Source organism: Legionella busanensis, assembly GCF_900461525.1.
GTDB lineage: Bacteria > Pseudomonadota > Gammaproteobacteria > Legionellales > Legionellaceae > Legionella_C > Legionella_C busanensis.
In genome coordinates, this window is sequence record NZ_UGOD01000001.1 from 1,590,250 (window position 1) to 1,603,548 (window position 13,299).

The window sequence follows — 13,299 nt, forward strand, 5'->3', positions numbered from 1 at the left end:
AATTAAGGCACATCTCTTTCTTTTTCGCCTGTATAAAGTTGGCGTGGGCGGCCAAGTTTAGACCGATTGGCAACCATCTCCATCCAATGAGACATCCAGCCTACCGTTCTTGCTAAGGCAAAAATAACTGTAAACATATTAGTTGGGATACCAATAGCACTTAAAGTTAGCCCTGAATAAAAATCGACGTTAGGATAGAGTTTTTTCTCAATAAAATACTCATCTTCAAGGGCAATACGTTCAAGTTCCATAGCTAATTTAAATAAAGGCGAATCAAGTGCACCAACCGCTTGTAGTACTGCATGACATGTTTTACGCATGACTTTGGCACGAGGATCATAACTTTTATAAACTCGATGGCCAAAGCCCATTAAGCGAAATGGATCGTCTTTATCTTTAGCACGTTTAATATAGTGGTTAATATTTTTGATATCACCAATTTCATTTAACATGTTAAGGCATGCTTCATTAGCACCACCATGCGCAGGCCCCCATAAAGCGCCAATACCTGCTGATATACATGCAAACGGGTTAGCTCCTGTTGAACCAGCTAAACGTACGGTTGAGGTCGATGCATTCTGTTCATGATCTGCATGTAAAATAAAGATAGTATCCATGGCATTAACAATAATAGGATTAGGCGTAACATTCTCAGATGGGACGCCAAACATCATATGTAAAAAGTTTTCTGCATATGACATTTTATTTAAGGGATACATATAGGGTTGACCAACTGAGTATTTATAACTCATAGCAGCCAACGTTGGCATTTTTGCGATTAATCTTATTGCTGATATATACCTATCTTGTTGGTTATTTAAGTCCATTGAATCATGATAAAAAGCAGATAGAGCGCCAACGATACCTACCATAATTGCCATAGGGTGTGCATCGCGACGAAAGCCATTTAAAAACTGATACATTTGTTGATGTACCATAGTATGGTTATTAATAAGGCTTACAAAGTCCTTTTTCTCTTCTTCATTAGGTAGTTCGCCATTTAAGAGAAGATAGCTTACATCTAAAAAGTCCTTCTTTTCAGCTAATTGCTCGATAGGATAGCCTCGATAAAGCAATATCCCATTATCTCCATCAATAAAGGTTATTTTGGATTCACAAGCAGCTGTTGAAACAAATCCTGGATCAAAAGTAAATAAACCAACTCGGCTTAAATTATTAATATCAATAACATCATTACCAAGTGTAGGACTATAAATAGGTAATTCTACCGGCTCATGGCCCTCTAGGCTAAGTTCGGCATACTTTTTGGTCATAGCGTCTCCTAAGTAATGGCTTGAGAGCCTCGCTGCGTAAAAATGGAAAAGACTATATAAAAATGATTCCTACGAGTCTACAATTATTTTTATACTAGCTGTGTAATTATAATACATATTGGCTTTTTTAAGGGGTAGATGTCTAAATTAAATAAGCACAAAATCGATTTTTTAGATACAATAATATAATTAGATAAAAAGAAAAAGCTTTCTTGCTATAAAGTCTTAATACCTGTGTTGCCTGATTCAATTTAAGCTATCTGTATGGTATCCTTACAGGCTCTTATTTTCTAAAAATTGCATAAGGATCTTTCTTCGCCATGGTTTATTCTGCCAGAGAAATTATATCAGTAAATATTGAAGATGAATTAAAGCAGTCCTACCTTGACTATGCAATGAGCGTCATTGTTGGCCGTGCTTTGCCTGATGTACGTGATGGATTAAAGCCAGTTCATAGGCGTGTCTTATTTGCGATGAATGAACTAGGTAATGACTGGAACAAGGCATATAAGAAATCAGCGCGGGTCGTGGGAGATGTAATTGGTAAATACCACCCACATGGCGATACGGCAGTTTACGATACTATTGTACGTATGGCGCAGCCCTTTTCTATGCGTTATCTATTGATAGATGGTCAAGGAAATTTCGGTTCAGTAGATGGAGATAGAGCTGCCGCCATGCGTTATACCGAAATACGTATGTCAAAGCTTGCCCATGCCTTATTAGCAGATTTAGAAAAAAATACAGTTGACTTTGTTCCTAACTATGATGAAACAGAATTTGCTCCTTCTGTGTTACCAACGCGTGTTCCTAATTTATTAGTAAATGGTTCCTCAGGTATTGCTGTTGGGATGGCTACTAATATTCCTCCGCATAATTTATCAGAAGTCATTAATGCCTGTATTGCATTAATTAAAGAGCCTGGTTTGACGATTGAAGATTTAATGGAATATATTCCAGCACCTGATTTTCCTACAGCCGCTATCATTAATGGCAGAGCAGGCATTGTGCAAGCCTATCAAACAGGCCGTGGTCGAATTTTTATTAGAGCGCGCACTGAAATTGAAACAGATTCTCATAGCAATAAACAAGCAATCATTATTACGGAGCTTCCTTATCAAGTAAATAAAGCACGCTTAGTAGAAAAAATCGCTGAGTTAGTCCGTGAAAAGAAGATAGAAGGTATTTCGGGTTTAAGAGATGAATCGGATAAGCAGGGGATGCGAGTTGTTATTGAATTAAAGCGTGGTGAAGTAGCTGAAGTTATCCTAAATAACCTGTATGCCCATACACAAATGCAAAATGTGTTTGGCATTAATATGGTTGCTTTAGTAGATGGCCAGCCCCGTACTTTAAATTTAAAGCAGGTTTTAGAGCATTTTATCAAACACCGTCGCGAAGTAGTTACTAGACGGACTATTTTTGAACTTAAAAAGGCACGAGAACGAGCACACCTATTAGAGGGTTTAGGTATTGCTCTAGCTAATATTGATGAAATGATTGAATTAATAAAGGAATCACCCACGCCTCAAGATGCAAAGGAGCGATTACTTGCTAAAACCTGGAGTTCAGGCTTGGTAAAAAGTATGCTACAAGCTGCAGGTAGTGATGCCTGTCGTCCAGACAATCTATCTGAAGATTATGGCCTAATAGATGATGTTTATCGGCTTTCTCCTGAGCAGGCACAAGCAATTTTAGAGTTGAGATTACATCGTCTAACCGCTTTAGAACAAGATAAAATTATTAAAGAATTTGAACAACTTTTAGAGCACATTAAAGATTTACTCGATATACTTGCCTCACCTGAAAGGTTGTTGCAAGTTATTCATGATGAGTTTGTAGATATTAAGACTCAATTTGGCGATACTCGTCGTACAGAAGTTATTGCTTCTCAAGAAGATTTAACAATTGAAGATTTAATTACTGAGGAAGATGTTGTTGTAACTTTATCGCATGAGGGATATGTAAAATATCAACCGCTCTCTGCTTATCAAGCCCAACGGCGAGGTGGTAAAGGTAAGTCAGCAACCAATGTGAAAGACGAAGATTTTATCGAGAAACTTATCATCGCCAGCACGCATGATACATTGTTATGTTTCTCCAATCATGGCAAGCTTTATTGGTTAAAAGCCTATCAATTACCATTAGCCAGTCGAATTTCTCGTGGTAAACCTATTATTAATATCTTGCCACTAGCAGCAGGTGAGGCAATCAATGCAATGCTACCTGTTAGAAGTTATGATGAAGGTTATTTTGTCTTTATGGCAACTAAGCATGGTACTGTTAAAAAAGTACCACTTAACGCCTTTAGCAGACCACGTTCTAATGGGATTATTGCAGTTGATTTAGTTGAAGATGATTGCTTAGTTGGTGTTGATATTACTGATGGCAGTAGGGATATCATGTTATTTACTGATGCTGGTAAAGTTATTCGATTTGATGAACAATTAGTTAGGCCTATGGGTAGAACAGCACGTGGAGTAAGAGGAATTCGCTTACATAATGATCAATCGGTAATTTCTATGGTAGTTGCAAAATCTGAAGGTACCATTTTAACAGCTACAGAAAATGGCTATGGTAAGCGAACAGAGATTGGTGAGTATCGAGTTTCTGGTCGAGGTGGCCAAGGGGTTATTTCTATCCAAGTTAATGAAAGAAATGGCAAAGTAGTTCGCGCTTTGCAAGTAGAGGACGGTGATGAGGCCATGTTAATCACAGATAAGGGCACGTTAGTCCGCTTTAGAATTGACGAATTATCAATAATTGGTAGGAATACTCAAGGTGTACGGTTAATGAATCTTCATTCAGGCGAGCAAGTTGTAGGCATGCAGCGTATTGTTGAGCTTGATGATACACAAGATGAACTCGTTGACGCTGACGAAATGACTGATGAATAGAGGTTACAATTTTGGTGCGGGCCCTGCGATGTTGCCCACTGAAATATTGCATGAAGCTCAACAGGAGTTATTAAATTGGCATGATTCAGGCATGTCTGTTATGGAAATAGGCCATCGCACTACTGAATTTCTTACACTTATAGAAGAAGCTGAGTATCGCTTACGTCGGCTTTTAAAGATTCCTTCTAATTATTATGTTCTATTTTTAGGCGGCGCTGCACGCACTCAATTTAGTATGATCCCTATGAATTTACTAAAAAAAGGAGAGCAAGCAGGGTTCTTTCTCACTGGCATATGGTCAACTATGGCCTATGAGGAAGCAAAGAAACTTAAGAAAGCTTATGTGATTGGTTCTAGCGAGTCTAATGGGTTTACATCTATACCTAAAAAGCCTTTATGGCAATTTAAAGAAAATACTGCGTATATTTATTATACTCCTAATGAAACAATTAATGGCATAAAATTTCCCATACCGCCAAAGCATAATCATATTCCTTTGGTTGCTGATATGACTTCATGCCTATTAGCAGAGCCTATTAATGTTGATGATTATGGTTTAATTTTTGCTGGTGCGCAGAAAAATATTGCAAACTCTGGACTAACAGTTGTCATTATAAGACAAGATTTAGTAGAAGAGATTAAGCATAAAAAGTTGCCAACAATGTTCGATTTTCGAGTTCATGTTGAAAATAAATCGGTTTATGCAACCCCTCCAACCTTTAATTGTTATTTAGCATTGAAAATGTTTAAGTGGATCGAAGAACAAGGTGGGGTCGAAGTGCTTTATAAGCAAAATTGCCAAAAAGCAGCAAAACTTTATAACTATATTGATAATAATCCGTTTTATCAGTGCAAAATTGCTAAAGAAGCGCGCTCAATTTTAAATATTTGCTTTACTTTGGCACGTGAAGAACTTGAAGAAAAATTTCTTGCTCAAGCTGCGCAAAGAGGCTTATTAGCGTTGAAGGGGCATCGAACTGTAGGCGGCCTACGAGCAAGTATGTATAATTCTATGCCTTTAGAAGGTGTTGAATGTTTAATTGAATTTATGAGTGATTTTGTCAAGGGACAAAGTTTATGAGTGTAGTTGATTTTATTAGTAACCCAGTTATTGAGAAACTGCAGGGCGATATAACTGTTCCTGGCGATAAGTCAATCTCGCATCGAGCGATCATGCTTGGCGCTATTGCCCATGGCACAACAACTATAAATGGCTTTTTAGAGGGGGAGGATTGTTTAGCTACCTTAAAAGCTTTTCGCTTAATGGGCATTTCTATTGAAGGTCCTATCTCTCAGCGAGTTATTATTCATGGGGTAGGTAAGTATGGTTTACAGCCCCCTAAAGATCTTATCGATTGTGGAAATTCTGGGACCAGTATACGACTTTTAGCAGGTCTACTAGCTGCACAGCCATTTGATAGTTCATTAACAGGTGATGCAAGTTTACTTAAAAGACCAATGGAGAGAGTTAGCCGGCCACTTACTCAGATGGGCGCTAGTATTAATACGACTGAGGGCAAGCCTCCACTCTTTATTAAGGGTGGTAAGGAATTAATAGGTATTACTTATGAGATGCCAGAGGCAAGCGCACAAGTTAAATCAGCATTATTATTAGCGGGTTTATATGCATCTGGTGATACAACCATTATAGAGCCAGGTTATACTCGCGATCATACAGAACGCATGTTAACAACTTTCTCATACCCTATTCGCAAGTGCGAAAATAAAATAATAATTAACTCAGATGGAGAGTGCATTGGCACAGACATTATTATTCCAGGGGATATTTCATCTGCAGCATTTTTTATTGTTGCTGCTACTTTAATTCCTGGTTCTGATGTTTTAATAAGAAATATTGGCATTAATCCTACTCGTACCGGTGTAATTCAAATTTTACAGCAAATGGGTGCTCATATCGAACTAAAGAATAAACGACTGTATGGTGAGGAATTAGTGGCTGATTTACATGTTCGTTATGCAACTCTAGAGGGAATTGATATCCCATCTAACCTAGTTCCCCTCGCTATTGATGAGTTTCCAATTATTTTTATAGCGGCTGCTTGTGCAAAAGGGCAAACTAGATTAAACGGTGCCAAAGAATTGCGAAATAAAGAAAGTGACAGAATTAGCGCTATGGCTGATGGTTTACAGCGTTTAGGTATAGAAATACAAACATTTAGTGACGGTATATTTATTAATGGCGGTACTTTGAAAGGTGGTGAAATAGATAGTTATCACGATCATCGAATAGCGATGGCTTTTTCTATTGCAGGTGCTGTTGCTAGAGATGAAGTTAGAATAAAAAATTGTGCTAATGTAGCTACCTCATTTCCAAATTTTGTCAAAATGGCCAATATGATTCATTTAGCTATTAAGGAACAGCATTATGAAGCTAGATAAAGTTATTCCTATCCTCACTATTGATGGGCCAAGTGGTACTGGCAAAGGGACTTTATGCTATATGTTAGCTAATCATTTAAACTGGAATGTGCTAGATAGTGGATCAATTTATAGAGTACTTGCTTATGCTGTAAGACAAAAAGGAATAAATTTTAATGATATTCCTAGTATGGTAGCGCTCGCTCATAGTCTAAATGTAAAATTTGAAACGGATCCACATTTAAAATGTACAGTTATTTTAGATAAACAAGATGTTTATAAAGAAATACGTAGTGAGCAATGTGGTCAAGATGCTTCGAAAATTGCAGTTATACCAGAAATTAGAACAGCTTTATTAGCTCGACAAAGAGCTTTTGCTCAGTTGCCAGGGCTCGTTACTGATGGTCGAGATATGGGCACAGTTGTTTTTCCTGATGCATTTCTCAAGATTTATTTGCATGCAACACCTGAAATTCGAGCAAATAGACGGTATTTACAGTTGAAAGAAAGTGGAATTGATGTTAGCCTCGCCGAGGTCATCAATGAATTAACTATGCGAGATGAGCGTGATATAAGCCGTCAACACGCGCCTTTAACACCTGCTGCAGATGCAATTCTTATTGATACAACTGGCTTAACTATTGTACAAGTGTTCAATAATGTTTTAAAATTAGTGAACAAGCAATTAAATTCTGAATGATGTTCAAAATTTGATTCAAGCTTAAGCTCTTTTATATTAATGCTAAATGAATTTACTTAAGTATAAGAGAAATATAAATAATTATTGGGAGGCTTTGTGATCCGGATATCACATGGCTATTTTTTTTACTAGAGAGTTAATTAACATGTCTGAAAGTTTCAAAGAGTTGTTCGAGCAAAGCATCGCTGGTGCTCAATTTTACCCTGGCGCTATAATTACCGCAAAAGTTATTGATATCGATGATGATTATGTAACTTTAAATGCTGGCTTGAAATCTGAAGGTATTGTTGCTGTAGAAGAGTTTCAAGATAAAAACGGTAAGTTAGAAATCCATGTTGGGGACACCGTCGAAGTTGCTCTAGATTCTGTTGAAGATGGGTATGGTGAGACGTTATTATCGCGTGAAAAAGCGAAGCGCCAAGAAGCATGGCGTAAATTATCAAAATCGCATGAAAACAATGATACTGTAACTGGTTTAATTTCAGGTAAAGTTAAAGGCGGTTTTACAGTTGAAATTGGCTCGATAAGAGCATTCCTACCTGGTTCTTTAGTTGATGTCAGACCTGTACGCGATCCTTCTTATTTAGAAGGCAAAGAGCTTGAATTTAAAGTAATAAAAATGGATCTGAAACGTAACAATATTGTTGTTTCACGTCGTGCAGTAGTAGAAGAAGAGAGCAGTGCTGATAGACAAGCATTATTAGATTCTTTACATGATGGACAAATCTTAAATGGTATCGTTAAAAACCTTACTGATTACGGTGCATTCATTGATTTAGGTGGTATTGACGGTCTATTACATATTACCGATATTTCTTGGAAACGAGTTAAGCACCCAAGTGAAGTGCTTACTGTAGGTCAAGACGTTAAAGTAAAAGTATTAAGTTTTGATAGTGAGCGTAATCGTGTTTCTTTAGGCATGAAACAGCTTGGCAATGATCCATGGGTTGATCTTGTTGAACGTTATCCTGTTGGTAGAAAAATGAAAGGCAAAGTAACCAATATTACTGATTATGGTTGTTTTGTAGAAATTGAAGAAGGTGTAGAAGGTTTAGTTCATATGTCTGAAATGGATTGGACTAATAAAAATGTTCATCCAAGTAAAGTAGTGTCTATGGGCGATATGGTCGATGTGATGGTACTTGAAATTGATGAAGAACGTCGTCGTATTTCTTTAGGCATGAAACAGTGTGTAGGTAATCCATGGCATCAATTTGCTCAGACACATAGTAAAGGTCAAAAAGTATCCGGTAAGATTCGCTCCATTACTGATTTTGGTATCTTTATTGGACTTGAAGGTGATATTGATGGCTTAGTTCACTTGTCTGATATATCTTGGACTATTCCAGGTGAGGAAGCAGTCAAGCAATTTAAGAAAGGTCAAGAGCTCGAAGCAATCATTCTTGCCATTGACCCTGAGAGAGAACGTATTTCTTTAGGTCTAAAGCAACTTGAAGGTGACTCTTTTACTACTTTTGTTGAAGAGCATAGTAAAGGCACGATCGTTAAGGGTAAAGTACTTAGTGTTGAGCCAAAAACTGTAACTGTCGACTTAGGCCGAGAAGTTATAGGAACTATTCGTGCTAATGAGTTATCAGAAGATCGAGTTGACGATGCTAATACCCTCTTTAAAGAAGGTGATGAATTAGAGGCTAAAATCGTTAATATCGATAAGAAAAACCGTATTATTTCACTCTCAGTGAAAGCAAAAGATGCTCATGAGCAAGCAGAAGCAATTAAAAAATACTCGCGTAGTGAAGTAGCTTCAACTACATTAGGCGATCTACTTAAAGAAAAAATGGCTCATAGAGAAGCAGAATAACTTAAGGTTATTTCTTATAAATATAAAAAAGCGTAGTTAACTACGCTTTTTTTATCTCTAAATTTAACTAAGTCAATAATATTATTAGAATAAATTAATTGAGTATAAAAGAATTTTTGTGGATTTATAAATAAATGATATTTTTTCAAATTAATAAATTGAATTAATGCTATTTATAACTTGAAATTTGTTAAAGTTTAAATCTGCTTTAGATTAAGTAGATAGATTTTTTTATTCCTTATAAGGACTAATCAATGCGTCTTGTAATGATAATAATGTATTTATTTTTAATAATACTAGGAGTAAGCTTTGCTGCCTTAAACGCAGTGTCAGTGCCAATAAATTTATATGTTACCACTTTAACATTGCCACTCGCTGTATTAATTGCTGTGACTTTGGGTATTGGGCTTATAGTAGGGTTTTTAATTTTTTTAGGTCGATATTGGCGCTTAAAAGTAGAGTGTTTTAAAATTAGAAATCAATTAAAGCTTACAGAAACTGAAATTAAAAATTTAAGGACAATGCCTTTAAAGGATCAACCTTAGCATGGGATACATTAAGTTTAAAATAAATTTAAAAGGGAATTTACTTTAAAGATTAAAATTCTAACACAAGTGATTAGAACCTATACTAAATTGAATATTATGCACAAAATTGATGCTATATCAAACTATTGATATACCTTCTTAATCTATTATTTTTAAAGTATTAATTTATATCTAGTATTAGATAGTACTAGCAAAAAAGGTTCAGTTAGCATTACAATAACTTGCTCTTATTGATTCTGGTAGGGAATCTTTCAATGATCAACTTATGGCCTTTACTATTACCCGCTGCAGCATTATCAGGCTGGTGGGCTGCTAGCCGTAATTATTCGCATAAGGGATCCAAAAATAGTAATTATCTATCACGAGAGTATGTTGTCGGTTTAAATTATCTTTTAAATGAACAGCCTGATAAAGCAGTAGATATATTTATTCAATTGCTCGATGTCGATAGTGAAACAGTTGAAACTCATTTAGCCTTAGGCAGCTTATTTAGACGCCGAGGAGAAGTTGATAGAGCAATTCGTATCCATCAAAATTTGATTGCCAGGCCTCAATTAAGCCTTACTGAACGAAAAGAAGCCCTAAGAGCGTTAGGTCAAGATTATATGAGTGCAGGTGTATTTGATAGGGCTGAGCGAATTTTTTTAGAGGCTGTCAAACTTGGTGGCAATCAGGAAGTTCATAGTTTACATGGCCTATTAGCTATTTATCAGCAAGAGAAGGCTTGGGAAAAAGCGTTAGAAATAATTCAAAAACTAGAAAGCTCTACTGGTCAGAGTTTGCATAATCAGGCAGCTCATTATTATTGTGAAATTGCTGAACAGGCATTAAAAGCTAATTTACTAGATAAAGCACAAAATGCAACGCGTCAAGCTCTGCATATAGATAAAAGATCAGTTCGGGCTAGCTTGTTACAAGCTTCATTAGATATAAAAAACGCCCGCTATAAACAAGCTTTACGTTCTTTAAAGCGTGTTCCTATTCAAGATCCAGATTTTTTAACAGAAATTATTGAACCATTGGTTTTTTGTTATCGTCAATTAGAGGAAATGGACGAGTGTATTGAGTTTTTACAGCAGACCTTGGTGACCAATCCTCGCGCGTCAACCATTTTTGTTATAGCTGACCAATTGCAAAAAGAAAAAAATATCGATACCGCAATCGATTTTGTTTCAGAAAAATTAAGTACTTATCCTTCGATTAAAGGTTTAAATCGACTTATTTATTGGCATTTAGAGAGTGCACACGGTAAAGTAAAAACTAAACTACAGATTTTATATAATATAACCAGTAAATTTTTAGAAAATAAACCTAAATATCGCTGTGAACAGTGTGGCTTTGGTGGTAAGCATTTGCATTGGCATTGCCCAAGCTGTAAACAGTGGGGTAAAATGAAGCCCGTCTATGGGTTAGAAGGCGACTAGATATTTTTATTCAATGAATAATTACTAACCTATTTTAGAAATTTAGTTTAAGTTTATTTGCTCTGGTTATTGACAATTGGTTTAAAAATTCTCTGTAGTGTGGTTTATTAATCATAGAACAGTCTAGGAAAATTATTAAATTTTAGAGAACTTTATGCAATTTATCGATTTAAAAAAACAATATAAATTAATCGAAAAGGATATTTTAAATAGTATTCAAAACGTGCTTAATCATGGTCAGTATGTTATGGGGCCAGAAATTGTAAGTTTAGAAAATAAGTTGGCTGATTTTATTGGTGTAAAGCATGCTATTGTCAATTCGAGTGGTACAGATGCTTTATTTATGGCGTTATTAGCGTTAGATATAAAGCCAGATGATGAAATTATTACTAGTCCTTTTAGTTTTTTTGCAACTGCAGAAGTTATAGCATTATGTCATGCAAAACCTGTTTTTGTGGATATTGATCCTCTTACCTACAACCTCGATCCAAATAAGATCGAAGCAGCAATTACTTCTAAAACCAAAGCTATTATGCCTGTAAGTTTATATGGTCAATGCGCTGATATGACAGCAATTAATGCAATTGCAAGTAAATATCAAATCCCTGTTATCGAAGATGGCGCGCAAAGTTTTGGGGCGACTCATTTTGGCCAATATTCGTGTGCCTTATCTATAATAGGTTGTACAAGCTTTTTTCCATCAAAACCTCTCGGCGGTTATGGTGACTCAGGTGCTTGTTTTACAAATGATGATAGTATTGCAGCTAAATTAAGAGAAATTCGTAACCATGGGCAAGAGGTACGTTATCAACATAAATGTATTGGGTTTAATGGGCGTATGGATACTTTACAGGCAGCAGTTTTACTAGAAAAAATGCGATTATTCTCTCATGAAATTGATTTACGCAATACTGTAGCTAAACGTTATAATGATTTATTAGCAAATATGTTAAAAACGCCCTATATTGAACCAGGGAATAAAAGTGTATTTGCACAATATACAATTGAGGTGCCTAATCGAGATGAGTTCCAAGCTGAATTAAAAAACTTAGGTATCCCAACAGCTATTCACTACCCTATAGCATTACATTGCCAACCGGCACTAGATTATTTAGGCTATCAGGAGGGTGATTTTCCAAATGCAGAACGTGCAAGTAAAAGGGTGATAAGTTTACCTATGCATCCTTATTTAAGTGTTGATGAACAACAATCAATAGCAAAAGCTATAAAATATTGTCTTAATGATATACGAGTGATAAGTTAAATGAATCCTAGAATTATTGTAGCGTTGGATTTTTCTAATCAAAATGATGCTTTAAGCTTGATTAATGAGCTTAATCCTAAAGAGTGTGCTTTAAAAATTGGTAGTGAAATGTTCACTTTATTTGGCCCCGATTTTGTACGCACTTTAGTAAATAAAAATTATAATGTTTTTTTGGATTTAAAATTTCACGATATCCCTAATACTGTAGCTCATGCATGTAAGGCCGCTGCTGAACTTGGCGTATGGATGATTAATGTACATACCTCGGGCGGATTAAAAATGATGCAAGCTGCCCGAGAAGCGCTGACAAATTTTGGTCCTCATAAACCTCTTTTAATTGGTGTAACAGTATTAACAAGCATGGCTAGCCAAGAATTATTAACTATTGGAGTTAATTCTTCGCTTGAAGAGCAAATTAGCCTTCAAACTAAACTTGCAGAGCAAGCAGGACTAGATGGCGTGGTATGCTCAGCTCATGAAGTACAGTTAGTAAAATCGCTTTGTGGACAATCTTTTTTAACAATCACACCTGGCATTCGTCTACTAACTGATAATTCAAATGATCAAGTAAGAATCATGTCACCTAAGGAAGCTTTAGATTTGGGTAGCGATTATTTAGTGATAGGTCGCCCAATTACTCAGGCTAAAAACCCTCAAGCAGTTGTTAACTCAATTATTAGCACGATAACTAATTTACCGACTTAAGAAGTAAGTAAAGTTAAATTTTCCTCCAAAAAAGCCGCTAACTAATTATCAGTTAACGGCCTAGCTATTCATTTCCATTAAAAATTATGTTAGTTATAAAAAAGGCAAAAGATTTATCAAGGAGTATTTACTGACAGAAATTATTTTATAGCGCAAGCCATTAAGTTTTAAATAGGACGCAAGTGATTAAGACGAAGCAGTATATAAATAATACATGGCTGAAGCCGCATAAACTTGCAACGCAGTATAAAGCTTAGGGCGTAACGCTAGACATAAAGGATTTTCC

At 35.9% G+C, this 13,299-nt stretch carries 10 protein-coding genes; 9 read left to right on the forward strand and 1 reads right to left on the reverse strand.

Features of this window, described 5'->3' with window-relative positions:
* Nucleotides 1-2 precede the first annotated feature (2 nt).
* Nucleotides 3-1,274 carry a citrate synthase gene (gene gltA / locus DYH30_RS07145; RefSeq protein WP_115330992.1) on the reverse strand — a complete coding sequence of 424 codons (1,272 nt, stop codon included), beginning with the start codon at nucleotides 1,272-1,274 and terminating at the stop codon, nucleotides 3-5.
* A gap of 320 nt (nucleotides 1,275-1,594) precedes the next feature.
* Here gltA and gyrA point away from each other — a divergent pair, with 320 nt between their 5' ends.
* The 9 genes from gyrA (at nucleotide 1,595) to pyrF (ending at nucleotide 13,013) form a co-directional block, all read left to right on the forward strand.
* Complete coding sequence (gene gyrA, locus DYH30_RS07150; protein ID WP_115330993.1) at nucleotides 1,595-4,171, forward strand: DNA gyrase subunit A; 2,577 nt, start codon at nucleotides 1,595-1,597, stop codon at nucleotides 4,169-4,171.
* Nucleotides 4,161-5,252, forward strand: a complete 1,092-nt coding sequence (gene serC, locus DYH30_RS07155) for a 3-phosphoserine/phosphohydroxythreonine transaminase (protein ID WP_165482110.1) — start codon at nucleotides 4,161-4,163, stop codon at nucleotides 5,250-5,252. The genes gyrA and serC overlap by 11 nt, the downstream gene beginning before the upstream one ends.
* Nucleotides 5,249-6,571 carry a 3-phosphoshikimate 1-carboxyvinyltransferase gene (aroA, locus tag DYH30_RS07160; RefSeq protein WP_115330995.1) on the forward strand — a complete coding sequence of 441 codons (1,323 nt, stop codon included), beginning with the start codon at nucleotides 5,249-5,251 and terminating at the stop codon, nucleotides 6,569-6,571. Before serC ends, aroA begins: the two co-directional genes overlap by 4 nt.
* Nucleotides 6,558-7,250, forward strand: a complete 693-nt coding sequence (gene cmk / locus DYH30_RS07165) for a (d)CMP kinase (protein ID WP_115330996.1) — start codon at nucleotides 6,558-6,560, stop codon at nucleotides 7,248-7,250. Before aroA ends, cmk begins: the two co-directional genes overlap by 14 nt.
* Nucleotides 7,251-7,395: 145 nt before the next feature.
* Complete coding sequence (gene rpsA / locus DYH30_RS07170; protein WP_115332524.1) at nucleotides 7,396-9,072, forward strand: 30S ribosomal protein S1; 1,677 nt, start codon at nucleotides 7,396-7,398, stop codon at nucleotides 9,070-9,072.
* Between the two features lie 254 nt (nucleotides 9,073-9,326).
* Nucleotides 9,327-9,617, forward strand: coding sequence for a LapA family protein (locus DYH30_RS07175; RefSeq protein ID WP_115330997.1), 291 nt, complete (start codon nucleotides 9,327-9,329; stop codon nucleotides 9,615-9,617).
* Nucleotides 9,618-9,874: 257 nt separating this feature from the next.
* Nucleotides 9,875-11,044: a lipopolysaccharide assembly protein LapB gene (gene lapB / locus DYH30_RS07180; protein WP_115330998.1), complete on the forward strand. Its 1,170-nt coding sequence runs from the start codon at nucleotides 9,875-9,877 to the stop codon at nucleotides 11,042-11,044.
* 154 nt (nucleotides 11,045-11,198) lie between these two features.
* Nucleotides 11,199-12,308, forward strand: a complete 1,110-nt coding sequence (locus DYH30_RS07185; protein ID WP_115330999.1) for a DegT/DnrJ/EryC1/StrS family aminotransferase — start codon at nucleotides 11,199-11,201, stop codon at nucleotides 12,306-12,308.
* Complete coding sequence (gene pyrF, locus DYH30_RS07190; protein WP_115331000.1) at nucleotides 12,309-13,013, forward strand: orotidine-5'-phosphate decarboxylase; 705 nt, start codon at nucleotides 12,309-12,311, stop codon at nucleotides 13,011-13,013.
* Nucleotides 13,014-13,299: the final 286 nt, after the last annotated feature.